This is a genomic window from Georgenia wangjunii (assembly GCF_036421975.1).
GTDB lineage: Bacteria > Actinomycetota > Actinomycetes > Actinomycetales > Actinomycetaceae > Georgenia_A > Georgenia_A wangjunii.
The window spans coordinates 130,719-148,856 of sequence record NZ_JAZGON010000006.1; the positions used below are offsets into that span (position 1 = coordinate 130,719).

At 75.0% G+C, this 18,138-nt stretch carries 14 protein-coding genes; all 14 read left to right on the forward strand.

The genetic code is table 11. The features are described from left to right. Positions 1-101: 101 nt before the first annotated feature. The 14 genes from ileS (at position 102) to V2J63_RS10815 (ending at position 18,074) form a co-directional block, all read left to right on the forward strand. The gene (gene ileS / locus V2J63_RS10750) at positions 102-3,353 is read left to right on the forward strand and encodes an isoleucine--tRNA ligase (RefSeq protein WP_331231030.1); all 3,252 of its coding nucleotides are present in this window, start codon (positions 102-104) and stop codon (positions 3,351-3,353) included. Then, complete coding sequence (locus V2J63_RS10755; RefSeq protein WP_331231031.1) at positions 3,350-4,948, forward strand: bifunctional folylpolyglutamate synthase/dihydrofolate synthase; 1,599 nt, start codon at positions 3,350-3,352, stop codon at positions 4,946-4,948. The genes ileS and V2J63_RS10755 overlap by 4 nt, the downstream gene beginning before the upstream one ends. 7 nt (positions 4,949-4,955) lie before the next feature. Next, positions 4,956-5,957: a dihydroxyacetone kinase subunit DhaK gene (gene dhaK, locus V2J63_RS10760; protein ID WP_331231032.1), complete on the forward strand. Its 1,002-nt coding sequence runs from the start codon at positions 4,956-4,958 to the stop codon at positions 5,955-5,957. Positions 5,958-5,964: 7 nt separating this feature from the next. Next, positions 5,965-6,627 (forward strand): dihydroxyacetone kinase subunit DhaL, encoded by a 663-nt coding sequence (gene dhaL / locus V2J63_RS10765; protein ID WP_331231033.1) that lies wholly within the window; start codon positions 5,965-5,967, stop codon positions 6,625-6,627. Then, entirely contained in the window at positions 6,624-7,331 is a 708-nt protein-coding gene (dhaM, locus tag V2J63_RS10770; RefSeq protein ID WP_331231034.1) for a dihydroxyacetone kinase phosphoryl donor subunit DhaM, read from the forward strand. Before dhaL ends, dhaM begins: the two co-directional genes overlap by 4 nt. A 37-nt stretch (positions 7,332-7,368) precedes the next feature. Beyond that, the gene (locus tag V2J63_RS10775; protein ID WP_331231035.1) at positions 7,369-8,169 is read left to right on the forward strand and encodes an HAD-IIA family hydrolase; all 801 of its coding nucleotides are present in this window, start codon (positions 7,369-7,371) and stop codon (positions 8,167-8,169) included. Next, on the forward strand, positions 8,166-8,690 hold the full coding sequence (locus V2J63_RS10780; RefSeq protein ID WP_331231036.1) for a DUF4233 domain-containing protein: 525 nt from the start codon (positions 8,166-8,168) through the stop codon (positions 8,688-8,690). The genes V2J63_RS10775 and V2J63_RS10780 overlap by 4 nt, the downstream gene beginning before the upstream one ends. Positions 8,691-8,695: 5 nt before the next feature. Next, positions 8,696-9,139 (forward strand): nucleoside-diphosphate kinase, encoded by a 444-nt coding sequence (gene ndk / locus V2J63_RS10785; protein WP_434056316.1) that lies wholly within the window; start codon positions 8,696-8,698, stop codon positions 9,137-9,139. A 41-nt stretch (positions 9,140-9,180) separates the two neighbouring features. Then, positions 9,181-12,840: a chromosome segregation protein SMC gene (smc, locus tag V2J63_RS10790; protein ID WP_331231038.1), complete on the forward strand. Its 3,660-nt coding sequence runs from the start codon at positions 9,181-9,183 to the stop codon at positions 12,838-12,840. A 78-nt stretch (positions 12,841-12,918) separates the two neighbouring features. After that, positions 12,919-13,215: a hypothetical protein gene (locus V2J63_RS10795; RefSeq protein WP_331231039.1), complete on the forward strand. Its 297-nt coding sequence runs from the start codon at positions 12,919-12,921 to the stop codon at positions 13,213-13,215. Between the two features lie 63 nt (positions 13,216-13,278). Then, positions 13,279-14,442 carry a signal recognition particle-docking protein FtsY gene (ftsY, locus tag V2J63_RS10800; protein WP_331231040.1) on the forward strand — a complete coding sequence of 388 codons (1,164 nt, stop codon included), beginning with the start codon at positions 13,279-13,281 and terminating at the stop codon, positions 14,440-14,442. 170 nt (positions 14,443-14,612) lie between these two features. Then, a complete protein-coding gene (locus V2J63_RS10805; protein ID WP_331231041.1) occupies positions 14,613-15,932 on the forward strand; it encodes an ammonium transporter in 1,320 nt (439 codons plus the stop codon). Then, positions 15,929-16,267, forward strand: coding sequence for a P-II family nitrogen regulator (locus tag V2J63_RS10810; RefSeq protein ID WP_331231042.1), 339 nt, complete (start codon positions 15,929-15,931; stop codon positions 16,265-16,267). The genes V2J63_RS10805 and V2J63_RS10810 overlap by 4 nt, the downstream gene beginning before the upstream one ends. 10 nt (positions 16,268-16,277) lie before the next feature. Then, a complete protein-coding gene (locus V2J63_RS10815) occupies positions 16,278-18,074 on the forward strand; it encodes a [protein-PII] uridylyltransferase family protein (protein ID WP_331231043.1) in 1,797 nt (598 codons plus the stop codon). Positions 18,075-18,138: the final 64 nt, after the last annotated feature.

Genomic DNA, 18,138 nt, shown 5'->3' on the forward strand with positions numbered 1-18,138 from the left:
GTGGTACCGCGGCAGCGGACCCGGCCCCGACGTGGGCCGGCCGGCGTCGTCCTCGCACCGACGTGCATGACGAACCGCACCGACGAGGAGCACCACCACCCATGGCCACGACGCCAGCCGATCCGCAGCGCTACCCCCTCCACCGCCCCGACGACGGCGTCCCGGCCTCCCCGAGCTTCCCTTCCCTCGAGGAGGGTGTCCTCGCGTACTGGAAGGCCGACGGCACGTTCGCCGCCTCGGTCGAGGCGCGCGACGCCGGCGAGGACGGCGGGAACGAGTTCGTCTTCTACGACGGTCCGCCCTTCGCCAACGGCCTGCCCCACTACGGGCACCTCCTCACCGGGTACGTCAAGGACGCCGTCGGGCGCTTCCAGACCCAGCTCGGGCGCCGCGTCGAGCGCCGCTTCGGGTGGGACACCCACGGCCTGCCCGCCGAGCTCGAGGCCGAGCGGATCCTCGGCATCACGGACAAGTCGCAGATCGACGAGATGGGCATCGCCGCCTTCAACAAGGCCTGCCGCGACTCCGTCCTGCGCTACACCGGCGAGTGGGAGGACTACGTCACGCGCCAGGCCCGGTGGGTCGACTTCGAGCGCGACTACAAGACCCTCGACGTCTCCTACATGGAGTCCGTCATCTGGGCGTTCTCCCAGCTCCACGCCAAGGGCCTCGCCTACGAGGGCTACCGCGTCCTGCCCTACTGCTGGCAGGACCAGACGCCGCTGTCCAACCACGAGCTGCGAATGGACGACGACGTCTACCAGATGCGTCAGGACCCAGCCGCGACCGTGGGCGTGCGCCTCGAGACCGGTGAGCTCGCCCTCATCTGGACGACGACGCCGTGGACCCTGCCCTCCAACCTCTCCATCGCCGTCGGGCCGGGCATCGACTACGTCACCGTCGTCCCGGCCGAGGGGCCGCTCGCGGGGGAGCGCGTCCTGCTCGCCCAGGCGCGCCTCGGCGCCTACGCCCGCGAGCTGGGCGAGGAGCCCGAGGTCGTCGCCACCCTCACCGGCGCCGAGCTCGCCGGGCGCCGCTACACCCCGATCTTCGACTTCTTCACCGGCCGCGAGGACCTCGGTGAGCGCGTGTGGACCGTCCTGACGGCGGACTACGTCTCCGTCGACGACGGCACCGGCCTCGTCCACCAGGCCCCCGCCTTCGGTGAGGAGGACATGGCCGTGTCCGCCGCCGCCGGCATCGGCACGGTCGTGCCCGTCGACGCCGCGGGGCGCTTCACCTCCGAGGTGCCCGAGTACGCCGGCCAGCAGGTCTTCGAGGCCAACCGCGCGATCATCGCCGACCTCAAGGCCGGCAGCGGGCCGCTCGCCCGCGTGCCGGAGGCGAGCCGTGCCCGGCTCGTGCGCCAGGAGACCTACGACCACTCCTACCCGCACTGCTGGCGCTGCCGCACGCCCCTCATCTACAAGGCCGTGACGAGCTGGTTCGTCCGCGTCACCGAGTTCCGGAGGCGGATGGTCGAGCTCAACGGCGACATCACGTGGGTGCCGGAGCACATCAAGGAGGGCCAGTTCGGCAAGTGGCTCGCCGGCGCCCGCGACTGGTCGATCTCCCGCAACCGCTACTGGGGCACGCCGATCCCCGTGTGGGTGAGCGACGACCCCGCCTTCCCCCGCACGGACGTCTACGGCTCGCTCGCGGACATGGAGCGCGACTTCGGCCGCCTCCCGCGCAACGTCGACGGCGAGGTCGACCTCCACCGGCCCTACATCGACGAGCTCACCCGCCCGAACCCGGACGACCCGAGCGGCCGGGCGACGATGCGCCGGATCCCGGACATCCTCGACGTGTGGTTCGACTCCGGGTCGATGCCGTTCGCCCAGGTCCACTACCCGTTCGAGAACGCGGACTGGTTCTCCCGCCACTACCCGGGCGACTTCATCGTCGAGTACATCGGGCAGACGCGCGGCTGGTTCTACACGCTCCATGTCCTCGCGACGGCGCTTTTCGACCGGCCGGCGTTCCGCACCTCCGTCTCCCACGGCATCGTCCTCGGCTCGGACGGGCGCAAGATGAGCAAGTCGCTGCGCAACTACCCGGACGTCTCCGAGGTGCTCGACCGCGACGGCTCCGACGCCATGCGCTGGTTCCTCCTCGCCTCCCCGATCCTGCGCGGCGGCAACCTCGTCGTCACCGAGGAGGGCATCCGCGAGAACGTGCGCCAGGTGCTCCTGCCGCTGTGGAACACGTGGTACTTCTTCAGCCTCTACGCCGGGACCGCTAACGGGGGCGCCGGCGTCCTCGGCCGCGCCGTCGAGCCCGCCGAGGCCGCCGGCCTGCCGGTCATGGACCGCTACCTCCTCGCCCGCACCCGCGACCTCGCGGCGAGCGTGCGCACCCAGCTGGAGGCCTACGACGTCCCGGGCGCCGCGCAGGCGATCCGCGAGCACCTCGACCTCCTGACGAACTGGTACGTGCGCACGTCGCGGGACCGCTTCTGGGAGGAGGACGCCGACGCCTTCAACACGCTGTGGACGGCGCTCGAGGTCCTCACCCGCGTCATGGCCCCGCTCACCCCGCTGGTCTCCGAGGAGATCTGGCGCGGGCTCACCGGCGGGCGCAGCGTCCACCTCACCGACTGGCCCGAGCTCGACGAGGCGTTCGCCGCGGATGAGCTCGTCGCCGCGATGGACGGTGTGCGCGACGTCGTCTCCACGACGCTCGGCCTGCGCAAGTCCAACGCGCTGCGTGTGCGCCAGCCGCTGCGGGCGCTGCGGATCGTCACAGAGAACACGGCGGACCTCGAGTCCTTCGTCGACCTCATCGCGGGCGAGGTCAACGTCAAGGACGTCGAGGTGCGCTCCCTCGCCGAGGGGGCCGCCGCGGAGTACGGCGTCTACACCAAGCTCACCGTCAACGCCCGCGCCGCCGGCCCGCGCCTGGGCAAGGGCGTCCAGCAGGTCATCAAGGCCGCCCGGGTCGGTGCCTGGGAGCAGCTCCCCGACGGCACGGTCGTCGTCGACGGCACCCCGCTCGTCGAGGGGGAGTACACCCTGAGCACCGAGGTCGAGGACCGCGCGGGCGACGCGCTCGCGGCGGGCGTCCTCGCCCGGGGAGGGTTCGTCGTCCTCGAGACGGCCCTCGACGAGGAGCTCCTCGCCGAGGGGTACGCCCGCGACCTCGTGCGCCGGGTCCAGGACGAGCGCAAGGCCGCCGGGCTCAACATCGGCGACCGGATCGTCCTCGCGCTCGCGGTCCCGGCGGACCGCGCGGCGTGGACCCACGCCCACGCGGACCTCATCGCGGCGGAGACGCTCGCCGTCGAGGTGCGGGTCGACGTCAACCCCGCCGGCAGCCTCGAGGTAGACATCCACAAGACGGAGGCACGATGAGCGAGACGGACGGCCCCGACGGCCGCTACCGCACGGTCGGGCCGGGCACACCCGACCCGGAGGGCTACTTCGACGACGACGACGGCACCGACGAGGCCACCCGCGCCGAGCGCGCCGCGCAGGACGCCGAGCACGACGCCGGCCTGCGCCGGGTCCTCGCCTCGGACCTCATCGCGGGACCGGACCCCGACGTCATCGAGGAGGTCCTCGGCGCGCCCGAGGTGGGCGTCGACGAGACCGCCGCCGCCACGGCCCGCGCCCAGGCGGAGACCGAGGTGCACCGGATCTACACCGAGATCCTCGAGCGGGCACCGGAGCACGACGTCCAGCCGAGCCTCGAGCGCGTGCAGCAGGTCTGCGAGCTCCTCGGCGAGCCCCAGCGCGCCTACCCCGTCATCCACCTCACCGGCACGAACGGCAAGACGTCGACGGCGCGGGTCGTCGAGCGGCTCCTGCGCGAGATGGGGCTGCGCACCGGCCGATTCACGTCCCCGCACCTGAGCACGGTCCGTGAGCGCATCGCCATCGACGGCGAGCCGATCAGCCCCGAGGCGTTCGTCGCCACGTGGGCGGACGTCGAGCCGTACATCGCGCTCGTCGACGAGCGGTCCCGGGAGGCCGGCGGCCCGCGCCTCAGCTTCTTCGAGGTCTTCACCGTCATGGCCCTCGCCGCGTTCGCCGACGCCCCCGTCGACGTCGCCGTCATCGAGGTGGGGATGGGCGGGCGCTGGGACGCGACGAACGTCGTCGACGGCCTCGTCGAGATCCTCACGCCGATCTCGCGCGACCACGAGCGGTGGCTCGGGCACGAGCTCACGTCCATCGCCGCGGAGAAGGTCGGGATCATCACGCCCGGCTCGACGGTCATCAGCGCCGACCAGGTCGAGGAGGTCGCCGGCATCGTCGCGGACGCCGCGCACGCGCTCGACGCGCGGCTCGTCGTCGAGGGCGCCGACCTCGCCGTCGTCGACCGGCAGATCGCCGTCGGCGGGCAGATGCTCACCCTGCGCACCCCGAGCGCGACGTACACCGACGTGTTCCTGCCCCTGCACGGCGAGCACCAGGCGCACAACGCGCTGCTCGCCCTCGCCGCGGCCGAGGTGTTCTTCGGCGGCGGGTCCCTCGACCCGGGCGTCGTCGAGCAGGCCATGGCCGCGGTGGACTCGCCCGGGCGCCTCGAGCTCGTGCGCCGCAGCCCGAGCATCCTCGTCGACGCCGCGCACAACCCCGCCGGCGTCGAGGCCCTGCGCGCCGCGATGGAGGAGGCGTTCGACGTCGCCCGCACCGTCGGTGTCGTCGGGATCATGGCGGACAAGGACGCCGAGACGATGCTCGCCGGGCTCGAGCCGCTCCTCGCGGAGATCGTCATCACCCGCGCGTCGACCGAGCGCGCGCACGACGTCGAGGACCTCGCCGAGATCGCCCGGGACGTCTTCGGCGAGGACCGCGTCCACGTCGCCGAGCGGCTCGACGAGGCGATCGACCGCGCCGTCACGCGGGCCGAGGCGGACGACGACCCGCGCACGTCCGCCGTCCTCGTCACCGGCTCGATCCTCGTCGTCGCCGAGGCACGCCAGCTGCTCGGACGCCCCTAGGAGGACCGTGAAGAAGCTCATCAACGCACCCGAAGACGTCGTCGCCGAGGCCGTTGCGGGCTTCGTCGCGGCCCACCCGGGGGTGCTCGCGCTGCAGGAGGACCCGCTCGTCGTCACGCGCGCGGGTGGCGCCGTGCCGGGGAAGGTGGGCCTCGTCTCCGGCGGGGGGAGCGGGCACGAGCCGCTGCACACGGGGTACGTCGGGCACGGGATGCTCGACGCCGCGGTGCCGGGGCACGTCTTCACCTCGCCGCCGCCCGAGCCGTTCCTCGCCGCGGTCCGCACGGCGGCGGGCGGGTCGGGCGTCCTCCTCGTCGTCAAGAACTACACGGGCGACGTCCTCAACGCCGAGATCGCCGCGGAGCTCGCCGACGCCGAGGGCATCGACGTGCGCACCGTCCTCGTCGCCGACGACGTGGCCGTCGAGGACTCGACCTTCACCGCCGGGCGGCGGGGCGTCGCCGGGACGCTGCTCGTCGAGAAGATCGCCGGTGCAGCCGCCGAGCGCGGGAACGACCTCGCCGCCGTCGAGGCCCTCGCCCAGCGCGTGGCCGGCTCGGTGCGCTCGATGGGGCTCGCGCTGTCCGCGCCGACGCTCCCGCACGCCGGGCGCCCCTCGTTCGACCTCGCCGACGACGAGGTCGAGCTCGGCGTCGGGATCCATGGCGAGCCGGGCCGGGCCCGCGTCGCACACGCGGGCGCGGACGCCCTCACCGACCGCCTCCTCGAGCCCGTCGTCGCCGACCTCGGCCTCCGTGCCGGCGAGGAGGTCCTCCTCCTCGTCAACGGCATGGGCGCCACGCCGCCGATGGAGCTCGCCGTCGTCTACGGGCGGGCGCGCGCCCGCCTCGAGGCGGCCGGCGTCGTCGTCTCGCGCTCCCTCGTCGGCAGCTACGTGACGTCCCTCGACATGGCGGGCGTGAGCGTGAGCGTGCTCCGCCTCGATGAGGAGATGACCGAGCTGTGGGACGCTCCTGTGTGTACCGCCGCACTGCGCTGGGGAATGTGAGGACCTGATGAGCGAGACTGCAGCAGCACTCGACGCCGCGTGGGCGTACCGCTGGGCGAGCCTGGCGCAGGAGGTGGTGTCCGCCAACCGGATCGACCTCATGGAGCTCGACCGCGCCATCGGCGACGGCGACCACGGGGACAACCTCGACCGCGGGTTCACGGCCGTCGCGGCCAAGCTCGCCGGCCCCGGCGCCGGGTCGGGCACCCCCGGGGAGGTCCTGCGGACCGTGGCGACGACGCTCATGTCGACCGTCGGCGGAGCCGCCGGCCCGCTCTTCGGCACGGCGTTCCTGCGCGCCGCCACGACCTCCACCGGCGAGACGATCGACGGTGCGGGCGTCGCCGCGATGCTCGAGGCGGGCGTCGGCGGGATCACCGCTCGCGGCAAGGCCGCGCCGGGGGAGAAGACGATGGTCGACGCCTGGGCACCGGCCGCCGAGGCCGCCCGCGCCGCCGCCACGGATGGTCAGGACGCCCCCGCCGTCCTCGCCGCCGCAGCCGACGCCGCCGAGGCCGGCGCCACGGCGACCGAGCCGATGATCGCGACGAAGGGCCGGGCGAGCTACCTCGGCGAACGCAGCGCCGGGCACCGCGACCCCGGCGCCGTCTCGAGCGCGCTCCTTCTACGAGCAGCCGCCGAGGCGGCGCGTCCGGGGACGGGCCGATGACCAGACCGACGACGTCCCTCGTCGTCGTCTCGCACTCCGCCGACCTCGCGGCGGGGGTCGTCGAGCTCGCCGAGCAGATGGCGCCCGACGTCGTCCTGCGGGCCGCGGGCGGCACGGACGAGGGCGCCCTCGGCACGAGCTTCGACCGCATCTCCGCCGCCGTGAGCGCCGCCCGGGGGCCGGACGGCACGGGCTCCGTCGTCGTCCTCACGGACCTCGGCTCGGCGACGATGACCGCTGAGGCGGTGCTCGAGGTGCTCGGCGTGGACGAGCGGGTCCAGCTCGCCGACGGGCCGCTCGTCGAGGGAGCCGTCGCCGCGGCCGTCGCCGCCCAGGGCGGCGCCCCCGCAGGTGCCGTGCGGCACGCCGCCGAGGAGGCGGCGCTCGCCTTCGCGGCGGCGCAGCGGACGGGGCACGCCCTGCCCGAGGCGGGGCACGGCGGCGTGACGCCCCTCGAGCGCACCCTCGTCCTCGGCAACGAGCTGGGCCTGCACGCGCGGGCCGCGGCCATGCTCTCCCGCCTCGTCGTCGGGTTCGACGCCCGGGTCGAGGTCAACGGGGTCGACGGCGCGAGCGTCCTCGCGCTCATGGGCCTGGGCCTCGGGCACGGCGAGGTGCTCACGCTGCGGGCGACCGGCCCGCAGGCCGAGCACGCCCTCGACGCCATCGCCCAGGTCGTGGAGGACCGGTTCGGCGAGGAGTGAGCGCCGGGGTGGGGTCGCGCTGGGGCAGGATAGGAGCATGACCGACCCCAAGCCGGTGGAGTGCTGGCTCACGGACATGGACGGCGTGCTCGTCCACGAGGAGCGCGCCATCCCGGGCGCCGCCGACTTCATCGAGGCGCTCGTCGCGAGCGGGCGACCGTTCCTCGTCCTGACGAACAACTCGATCTTCACCCCCCGGGACCTGCGGGCCCGCCTCCTCCTCGGCGGCATCGACGTCCCCGAGCGCGCGATCTGGACATCGGCGCTCGCCACCGCGCAGTTCCTCGACGGTCAGCGCCCCGGCGGCACGGCGTACGTCGTCGGCGAGGCGGGGCTGACGACGGCGCTCCACGAGGTCGGGTACGTCATGACGGACCGCGCTCCGGACTACGTCGTCCTCGGGGAGACGCGCACCTACTCCTTCGACGCCATCACCCGCGCCATCCGGCTCATCGAGGCCGGCTCGCGGTTCATCGCGACGAACCCGGACCCGTCCGGCCCCTCGCCCGAGGGGTCCCTGCCGGCGACCGGCGCCGTCGCCGCGCTCATCACGCGGGCGACCGGGGTGGAGCCGTACTACGTCGGCAAGCCGAACCCGCTCATGATGCGCAGCGCGCTCAACCGCCTCGACGCCCACTCGGAGACGACCGTCATGATCGGCGACCGGATGGACACGGACATGGTGAGCGGGCTCGAGGCCGGCATGCGCACCGTCCTCGTCCTCACCGGCTCGACGCGGCGCGAGCAGGTCGACCGGTTCCCGTACCGCCCCACGCGGGTCGTCGACTCGATCGCGGACCTCGTGCCCCTCGTCGCCGAGCTCGGGCCGCTCCCGTGAGCGGCGCCGCCGAGAGCGGCGACCCCCAGAGCGGCGACCCCCAGAGCGGGGCAGCCCGGAGCGGGGCAGCCGCGCGCGGGGCAGGCGCCCCGGCGCGACCCCGCCGCTCGGCCCGCGCCCTCTTCGCCACGACGATCCTCGTCCTCGAGGCTTTCGTCGTCTTCTTCGCCGCCCTCGTCGCGTTCGGGCTGCGCGTGGCCGAGCCCGCCGTCGTCTTCGGCGTCGGGGGCGGCGTCGCGCTCGGGTGCGTCCTCGCCGCCGGCCTCGTCCGGCGGGGCCGCGCGGGGTACGCGCTCGGGTGGGCGGTCCAGGGCGTCCTGCTCCTGTGCGGGTTCGTCCTCGGCGCCATGTTCGCCATCGGGGCCGTCTTCCTCCTCGTGTGGGTCTCCTCGCTGCGCGTCGGGACCCGGATCGACGCCGAGCGGGTGGAGCGTGAGCGCGCCGAGGCCGGGCTCGAGGCCGGACCCACCGCGCCCGGGCCGGGCGGTGCCGGCGGGTCGCCCGGCGCGCCCGGCAGGTAGTCTCGATGACCGTGACCACGACTGCCAGCGCCGCCGAGCGCACCCTCGTCCTCATCAAGCCCGACGGCGTGCGCCGTGCCCTGACCGGGGAGATCCTGCGCCGCATCGAGGCCAAGGGCTACCGCGTCGTCGCGCTCGAGCAGCGCGCCGCGGACGCCGACCTCCTCGGCGAGCACTACGCCGAGCACGAGGGCAAGCCCTTCTACGCGCCGCTGCTCGAGTTCATGGGCTCCGGTCCGCTCGTCGCCGCCGTCGTCGAGGGCAACCGCGTCATCGAGGGCGTGCGCTCCCTCGCCGGCGCGACGGACCCCACCGTCGCCGCGCCCGGCACGATCCGCGGCGACCTCGCCCGCACGTGGGACACGGCCGTCGTGCAGAACCTCATCCACGGCTCGGACTCCGCCGAGTCCGCCGCCCGCGAGATCGCGCTCTGGTTCCCCGGCCTCTGAGGCTCGCCCGTCCGCGGGCGGGCGCCAAGTAGTCTGCCCTCGTGCACCTGAAGACGCTGACGCTGCGGGGGTTCAAGTCCTTCGCCTCAGCGACGACCCTCCACCTCGAGCCCGGCATCACGTGCGTCGTCGGGCCGAACGGGTCCGGCAAGTCGAACGTCGTCGACGCGCTCGCCTGGGTCATGGGGGAGCAGGGCGCGAAGAACCTGCGCGGCGGGTCGATGGCGGACGTCATCTTCGCGGGGACGTCCTCGCGCGCGCCGCTCGGCCGCGCCGAGGTGTCCCTGACGATCGACAACACCGACGGCGCGCTGCCCATCGAGTACTCCGAGGTGACGATCGCGCGCACCCTCTTCCGGGCGGGCGGGTCCGAGTACTCGATCAACGGTGAGTCGTGCCGGCTCCTCGACATCCAGGAGCTCCTCTCGGACACCGGCATGGGCCGGGAGATGCACGTCATCGTCGGCCAGGGGCGTCTCGACGCCGTCCTCGCCGCGGGGCCCGAGGAGCGGCGCGGCTTCATCGAGGAGGCCGCCGGCGTCCTCAAGCACCGGCGCCGCAAGGAGAAGGCGCTGCGCAAGCTCGACGCCATGGCGGCCAACGTCGCGCGCGTGACGGACCTGACGACGGAGATCCGCCGCCAGCTCGGTCCGCTCGCCCGGCAGGCCGACGTCGCCCGCCGCGCTCAGACCGTCCAGGCGGACCTGCGCGACGCCCGCGCCCGCCTCCTCGCCGACGACCTCGTCCAGCTGACGTCGACCCTCGCCCGGGAGGTCGCCGACGAGACGGCCCTGCGTGCGCGCCGCGCCGCCGTCGAGGCCGCCCAGGACGCCGCCCGCTCCCGGCTCGCCGAGCTCGAGCAGCGCGCCGCCGCTGCCGCGCCGCAGCTGCGCGCGGCCACCGACACGTGGCACTCCCTGTCCGGCCTGCGCGAGCGCCTGCGCGGCCTCGCCGGGCTCGCCGCCGAGCGCTCCCGCCTCCTCGGAACCCCCGGCCCGGAGCACTCCGGCGCGGACCCCGACGAGCTCGAGGCCCGGGCCGCGGCCGCGCGCACCCAGGAGGAGGCCATCGGCGCCGAGGTCGCCGCCGGGCGGGCGGTGCTCGAGACGGCCGTGGCCGCCCGGACCGGGGCCGAGGACGCCGAGCGGGAGGCCGAGCGCGCCCTCGCCTCCGTCCACCGCGGCGTCGCCGACCGGCGTGAGGGCCTCGCCCGGCTCAGCGGGCAGGTCGCGGCGCGGCGCAGCTCCCTCGAGGGCGGCGAGGCCGAGCTCGGCCGCCTGCGCGCCACCCTCGAGCAGGCCGAGCGGCGGGCGGCCGAGGCGCAGGCCGAGTTCGTCGCCCTCGAGCAGCAGGCCGCCGGTGCGGAGGAGGGGGAGGAGGGGCTCGACGAGGCGCACGAGCGCGCCGCCCTCGAGCACGACGAGGCGAGCGCCGCCGTCGCCGCGCTCGTCGAGGCCGAGCGCGCCGCCGAGGGGGAGCGGACGACGTGGCTCGCGCGCCGGGAGGCCCTCGGCCTGTCCCTGCGTCGCAAGGACGGCACGGGCGCGCTCCTCGAGGCGAGCGACCGGCTCCCCGGCCTCCTCGGCTCGCTCCCGGACTCCCTCACCGTCGAGCACGGCTACGAAAACGCCGTCGCCGCGGCACTGGGCCCCTCCGCCGACGCCGCCGTCGTCGAGTCCGTCGACGTCGCGGTCGACGCCGTGCGGCGCGCCCGCGAGCAGGACGTCGGCCAGGTGCGCCTCGTCCTCGCCGCCGGCGGCGCGGGGGCAGCCACCGCCACCGGTCCCGCGCCCGACGGCGGGCGGTGGGCGCGCGAGCTCGTCACCGCGGGCGAGCACCTGAGGCCCACGCTCGACCGGCTCCTCGCCGACGTCGTCGTCGTCGAGGACCTCGCCGCGGCCCGGGCCGTGCTCGCCGCCGCGGACGTCGTCGCCGTCACGCGGGACGGGGACGTCCTCTCCCGCGTCAGCGCGAGCGGCGGGGGCAGCGGCGGGCCGAGCGTCCTCGAGCTCCACGCCGCGCACGAGGAGGCCGGAAGCGAGCTCGCCGCCTCCTCGGCCCGCCGGGACCAGGCGCGGTTCGCCCTCGTGGCGGCGCGCGAGCGCGTCGAGCGGGCACGGGTGGCGGTCGAGGCCACCCTCGCGGACCTCCACGCCTCCGACGCGCGCCTCGCGGCGGTGGCCGAGCGGCTCGGGCGCCTCGGCTCGACCGCCCGCGCGGCCGAGGCCGAGGCCGAGCGGATCCGGCCGGCCATCGCCAGGGCCACCGCCGCCCGGCAGGAGCACGAGCGCGAGCTCGCCGCCCTCGTCGAGCGCCTCGCGGTGGCCGAGCGCGAGCCCGCCCGCGCCGAGGAGGACCTCACCGCGGCGACGGCCGCCCGCGACGCCGCCACCGCCCACGCCCGCACCGCCCGCGCCGCCGAGACCGAGGCTCGTCTTGCGCTGCGCACCCTGGAGGAGCGCGCGAGCGCCCTGGCCGGGCGGGCCGCGTCGCTCGCCCGCGCCGCGGAGTCCGAGCGTGCGGCGCGCCGCCGGGCCGCCGAGCGGGAACGGGTCCGCGCCGAGCAGGCACGGGTGGCGCACGAGGTGCACGCCGGCGCCGAGCGCGCGCTCGCCGCCATCGGCACCTCGCTCGAGGCCGCGGCCCGGGCGCGGGAGGAGGCCGACGCGGACCAGGCCGAGCGGCAGGGCGAGGTCGCCCGCGTGCGGACCGAGCTCGAGGCCACGTCGACCGAGCTCGCGGGCCTCACCGACGCCGTCCACCGCGACGAGGTCGCCCGCGCCGAGCAGCGCCTGCGCATCACCCAGCTCGAGGAGCGGGCCGTGACCGACCTCGGCCTCGACCCGGCCGTCCTCGTCGACGAGTACGGCCCCGACCGCCCCGTGCCCGTCGCCGCCGCGCCGGCCGGCGCCGAGGCGAAGGGTGGCACGCGCGCGGCCGCTCTCGACGGCGGCACGACGTCCGGTGCCGGCGCCTCGTCCGTGGCCGATCCCGCTCCCGACGGCGACGCACCGCCCGAGACGGTGCCCTACGTCCGCGAGGAGCAGGAGCGCCGGCTGCGGCGGGCCGAGCGCGACCTCGCCCGCCTCGGCCGGGTCAACCCGCTCGCGCTCGAGGAGCACGCCGCGCTCGCCGAGCGGCACACGTTCCTCGTCACCCAGCTCGCCGACCTCAAGAAGTCCCGCGCGGACCTCATGGAGATCGTCCGCGAGATCGACGAGCGCGTCGAGCACGTCTTCGCCTCGGCCTTTGCCGACACCTCCGCCGCATTCGTCGACGTCTTCGGCCGGCTCTTCCCCGGCGGGGAGGGCCGGCTCGTCCTCACCGACCCGGACGACATGCTCACCACCGGCATCGAGATCGAGGCGCGCCCGGCGGGCAAGCGGGTCAAGCGGCTCTCGCTCCTGTCCGGGGGTGAGCGCTCGCTCACCGCCGTCGCCCTCCTCGTCGCCATCTTCAAGGCGCGGCCGAGCCCGTTCTACGTCATGGACGAGGTCGAGGCCGCGCTCGACGACGCCAACCTCGGCCGGCTCCTCGAGATCTTCACCGAGCTGCGCAGCGACTCCCAGCTCATCGTCGTCACGCACCAGAAGCGCACGATGGAGATCGCCGACGCCCTCTACGGCGTGACGATGCGGGGCGACGGTGTGACGACGCTCATCAGTCAGCGGATGACGGAGGACGACCGCGCGCCGGTGTGAGCAACACCACCGCCGGACACGCCGCGCCGGGCCGGTCCTGGCCCACCATCTGCCGTGCCCCCGGGTGATAATTGCGGCATGACGGGACTAGTGGTGGTGACGATCCTTGCCCTCGTGTGCGCGGCCGGGGTGCTCGCGCTCCTGCTGGCCCCGCGCCAGCCCGCCGAGGGGTGGCACGGGTGGCTGCGCTCGTCGCTGACCGCGTGGCGGGGCGACGACCTGCGCTGGAAGGACGCCGCGGACGACGCCTCCGACGTCGGCGACCTGGCCGACCTCTACGCGCTGAGCGAGCCGGTCGCGGAGTCCGCCTACATGCGCGCCGAGGACCTGCGCGAGACGTTCGCCGCCGTGCGCCTGCGCCGCCCCGCGCACTGAGCTGCCGCGCGCGCCTGAGGCGCGTTCGCGGGTCCTCGCCCGCGTGGTCCAGACTGGGTGACTGTGACTGAAGACATCTGGGCCATCGTTGCCGCCGTCATCGTCGTCTTCGGCGGAGGGGCCATCGCGCTCACCTCCGGGCTGCGGGGCCGGCGCAAGCCACCGCCCGCCCTGCCCGAGGAGCGCGTCGACCTCTCCTCCGACGAGCGTCCCGCCGCGACCGCGACCGCCACCCTCGAGCGCGAGGACGTCGCCGTCGAGGAGCCGCCCGCGCCCACGCTCGAGCGGCCCGAGCCCGTCGCGGGGCGGATGGTGCGCCTGCGCGCCCGCCTCGCCCGCTCCGGCACCCTCGGGCAGTCCCTGCTCGCGATCCTCTCCCGCGGCGACCTCACCGAGGCCGACTGGGAGGAGATCGAGGAGACGCTCCTGCTCGCCGACGTCGGCATCGGCCCGACGACCGAGCTCATGGACGAGCTGCGCACCCAGGTCAAGGTGCTCGGCACGAACGACGCGGCGGCCGTCCGCGACGTCCTGCGCACCCAGCTCCTCGCCCTCGTCGACCCCGCGATGGACCGCTCCCTCAAGGTCTCGCCCGGCGTCGGCGACGACGGCGAGCCGCACCCCGCGACCGTCCTCGTCGTCGGCGTCAACGGCACCGGCAAGACGACGACGGTCGGCAAGCTCGCCCGCGTCCTCGTCGCCGAGGACCGCAGCGTCCTCCTCGGCGCCGCGGACACGTTCCGCGCCGCCGCCGCCGACCAGCTCCAGACGTGGGGCGAGCGCGTCGGGGTGCCTGTCGTGCGCTCCGACCGCGAGGGCGCGGACCCGGCCTCGGTCGCGTTCGAGTCCGTCAAGGCGGGCCGGGAGCAGGGCGTCGACGTCGTCCTCGTCGACACGGCCGGGCGGCTGCAGAACAAGGCAGACCTCATGGGCGAGCTCGGCAAGATCAAGCGGGTCATCTCCCGCCAGGCGCCCGTGAGCGAGGTGCTCCTCGTCCTCGACGCGACCACCGGGCAGAACGGCCTGCGCCAGGCCCAGGTCTTCGCCGAGGTCGTCGACGTCACCGGCATCGTCCTCACCAAGCTCGACGGCACCGCCAAGGGCGGGATCGTCGTCGCCGTCCAGCGCGCGCTCGGGGTCCCGGTCAAGCTCGTCGGGCTCGGCGAGGGCGCCGACGACCTCGCGCCGTTCGTCCCGGAGGACTTCGTCGACGCACTGCTGTCCTGAGCGCGCGAGCGGTCGTCTCGGCATCCGAGACCTCACCCTGGACGACACACGATCGTCACGCGCGGCGCGCAGGTGTCACACGCCCGAAACACGGGCGTGCGCGTGGCGTAACGACTTAGGTCGACAGTTGTTCTCGGCCGGCCCACGAGTCGGGAGCGAGAGGACTGCAGATGCTGGATACCGGAGTCACCGCGTGGATGCTGACCTCAGCGTCCCTGGTGCTGCTCATGACACCGGGCTTGGCGCTGTTCTACGGCGGCATGACCCGTTCCAAGTCGGTGCTCAACATGATGATGATGTCGTTCGGCGCCATGGGCGTCATCGGCGTCGTCTACGTGCTGTGGGGCTGGTCGATGTCCTACGGCTCGGAGAGCATCGGGGGCTTTTTTGCCAACCCGTTCGAGATGTTCGGTCTCGCCGGGGCGATCTACGACGAGAGCGGTGAGTTCGTCCTCGACGGCGGCCTCCCGGTCATCGTCGACGTCGGCTTCCAGGTGACGTTCGCGATCATCACGACGGCGCTCATCAGCGGCGCGCTCGCCGAGCGCGTGAAGTTCGGCACGTGGCTCGTCTTCACGGGCCTGTGGGTGACGCTGGCCTACTTCCCCATGGCCCACATGGTCTGGGGCGGGGGCCTCCTCAGCGGCGACGGCCCGTTCGCGTCGATCGCCGAGCCGGTCGACTTCGCCGGCGGCACGGTCGTCCACATCAACGCCGGCGTCGCGGCCCTCGTGCTCGCGCTCATCGTCGGCAAGCGCCGCGGCTTCGGCACCGAGCCGAGCCGCCCGCACAACCTTCCGTTCGTCATGCTCGGTGCGGCGCTGCTGTGGTTCGGCTGGTTCGGGTTCAACGCCGGCTCCGCCTACGGCGCCGACGGCATGGCCGGGCTCGCCTGGGTCAACACCACGACGTGCACCGCCGCCGCGATCCTCGGCTGGCTCGCCGTCGAGAAGCTGCGAGACGGTCACGCGACGTCCCTCGGCGCCGCGTCGGGCATCGTCGCCGGCCTCGTGGCGATCACGCCCGCCGCCGGCTCGCTCAGCCCCGTCGGGTCGATCGTCCTCGGCCTCCTCGCCGGTGGCCTGTGCGCCCTCGCGGTGAGCCTCAAGTACAAGCTCGGCTTCGACGACTCGCTCGACGTCGTCGGCGTCCACCTCGTCGGTGGGCTCGTCGGCACCGTCATGATCGGCTTCCTCGCGACGGACGGCGGCCTCTTCTACGGCGGCGGCTTCAACCTCCTCGCGGTCCAGGTCATCATCGCCGTCGTGGCGATGGCGCTCTCGGCGGTCGTCACGCTCGTCATCGGCCTCGCGCTCAAGGCGACCATGGGCTGGCGCGTGCCGGAGGCCGAGGAGGCGGGCGGCATCGACGCGGCGGTCCACGGCGAGACGGCGTACGAGACGCTCGGCACGGGACGCGGCTCCGCGTTCACCCCCGCGCCGCGCAGCACCACGGCTCAGGATTCTCACTCGACGGAGGTCAACGCATGAAGCTCGTCACGGGCGTGATCCAGCCCCACCGGCTGGACGAGGTCAAGCAGGCGCTCGCCGCGGTGGGCGTGCGCGGGATGACGGTCTCGGAGGCCAGCGGCTACGGCCGCCAGCACGGCCACACCGAGGTGTACCGCGGCGCGGAGTACACGGTGGACCTCGTCCCCAAGGTCCGGGTCGAGATCCTCGTCGACGACGAGGACGCCAGCCTCATCACGGGCGCCTTCGTCAAGGCGGCCCAGACGGGCCGGATCGGCGACGGCAAGGTGTGGACCGTGCCGGTCGAGGACGTCGTCCGCGTCCGGACCGGGGAGCGCGGCGCCTCGGCGCTGTGAGCTTCTGACGGTGGACGTGCGGGACGGGGCGGCGAGTCCGCCCGACCGCGCGGCGCAGGTCCCCCACATCTCGGTGGGGGACCTGCGCCGCGCCCGGCTCGAGGTGCCCGCGCCGCGGGCCGGCGCGGGCGGGCCGTACCGGCGGGCGCTGTCCGACCTCGTCGACTCCGCGCTCGCGGACCTGTGGCGACGCGCCGTCGGCGGCCGGGACGTCGAGGGCGTGGCCCTTGCCGTCGTCGGCAGCCAGGGGCGGCGCGACGCCGGCCCCACGAGCGACCTCGACCTCATGCTCGTCCACGACGGGCGCACCCTCGCCGAGGCGCAGGTCGCCGAGCTGGCGGAGTCGCTGTGGTACCCGATCTGGGACGCCGGCCTCGACCTCGACCACTCGGTGCGCAGCCTCGCCCAGTGCCGGCGCGTGGCCTTGGCCGACCTCACCTCCGCGATCGGGCTGCTCGACCTGCGGCCCGTCGCCGGGGACGGCGTCGTCGTCCACCGGGCGCGAACGGCCCTGCTCGAGGACTGGCGCGCGGCGGCCCGCCGCCGCCTGCCCGAGCTGCTCACCTCCGTGCGCGAGCGCGCCGACCGGCACGGCGAGGTCGCGTACCTCATCGAGCCGGACCTCAAGGAGGCCCGCGGCGGGATGCGCGACGCGATCGTCGTCAAGGCGCTCGCGGCCACGTGGCTGACGGACCGCCCGCACGGGGAGCTCGACGCGGCGTACACGCACCTCCTCGACGTGCGCGACGCCCTCGCCCTCGTCGCCGGGCGCCGCACGAACCGGCTCCTCCTCGTCGACGCGGACGCCGTGGCGCAACGGGTGGGGGCGGGCGACGCCGACGAGCTCCTCGCCGACCTCGCTCAGTCCGCACGCGTCGTCTCCGCCGCCCTCGACACGACCGTGCGCCACGCCCGGCAGGCGCTGCGCCGCCCGGCGCCGGGGCGTCGCGGCCCCCTCGTCGTCCGGGGGCGCCGGGTCGCCCCGCGGCTGCGGTCGGTGGGGGCGGGACTCGTCGAGCACGACGGCGAGCTCGTCCTCGGCCTCGACGCCGCGCCGGGGACCGACCCCGTCCTCGCACTGCGGGCGGGGGCGACCGCCGCGCGTCTGGGCCTGCCGCTCTCGCCGGTGACGCTCGACAGCCTCGCCGCCACGCCCGCCCTGCCCGAGCCGTGGCCGGTGCCGGCGCGCGAGCACCTCCTCGAGCTGCTCGCCAGCGGGCAGGCGCAGGTGCCCGTGTGGGAGGCGCTCGACCTCGCCGGGACCGTCGCGCGGTGGATCCCCGAGTGGGCGGCGGTGCGCAACCGCCCCCAGCGCTCGCCCATCCACCGCCACACGGTGGACCGGCACCTCGTCCAGACCGCCGCCAACGCCGCCGAGCTGCTCCGCGACGCGGGGGCGCAAGACGTGTGGGTCCCGCAGGGGGGCCTGGCGGACGCGCTCCTCCTCGGCGCGCTCTTCCACGACATCGGCAAGGTCGCGGGCGCGGTGGACCACTCGGCGGCCGGCGCCGAGCGTGTGGGCCCGGTCCTCGCCCGCATCGGCGTGCGGCGGGACGTGGCGGACGTCGTCGTCGTCCTCGTGCGCGAGCACCTGACCCTGTCGGAGACGGCGACGCGGGAGGACATCGCGGATCCCGCCGTCGTCGATCGGGTGGCGGCCGCGGTCGGCAGGCGGCGCGACGTGCTCGAGGTCCTGCGTCTCCTCACCGAGGCCGACGCGAGCGCGGCCGGCCCGGCCGCGTGGACGGCGTGGCGGGCCCGCCTCGTCGACGAGCTCACGCAGCGCGTGCGGGAGGTGCTGCGGTAGAGCGTCGCCCGGAGGACGACGCGGCCGGCCCCGTGGGGCCGGCCCCGGGCACCCGTGCGGCTGG

Coding starts and splice junctions, on each gene's coding strand:
- ileS (WP_331231030.1), top strand. CDS start 102: ATGGCCACGACGCCAGCCGATCCGCAGCGCTACCCCCTCCACCGCCCC.
- V2J63_RS10755 (WP_331231031.1), top strand. CDS start 3,350: ATGAGCGAGACGGACGGCCCCGACGGCCGCTACCGCACGGTCGGGCCG.
- dhaL (WP_331231033.1), top strand. CDS start 5,965: ATGAGCGAGACTGCAGCAGCACTCGACGCCGCGTGGGCGTACCGCTGG.
- dhaM (WP_331231034.1), top strand. CDS start 6,624: ATGACCAGACCGACGACGTCCCTCGTCGTCGTCTCGCACTCCGCCGAC.
- V2J63_RS10775 (WP_331231035.1), top strand. CDS start 7,369: ATGACCGACCCCAAGCCGGTGGAGTGCTGGCTCACGGACATGGACGGC.
- ndk (WP_434056316.1), top strand. CDS start 8,696: ATGACCGTGACCACGACTGCCAGCGCCGCCGAGCGCACCCTCGTCCTC.
- V2J63_RS10795 (WP_331231039.1), top strand. CDS start 12,919: ATGACGGGACTAGTGGTGGTGACGATCCTTGCCCTCGTGTGCGCGGCC.
- V2J63_RS10805 (WP_331231041.1), top strand. CDS start 14,613: ATGCTGGATACCGGAGTCACCGCGTGGATGCTGACCTCAGCGTCCCTG.
- V2J63_RS10810 (WP_331231042.1), top strand. CDS start 15,929: ATGAAGCTCGTCACGGGCGTGATCCAGCCCCACCGGCTGGACGAGGTC.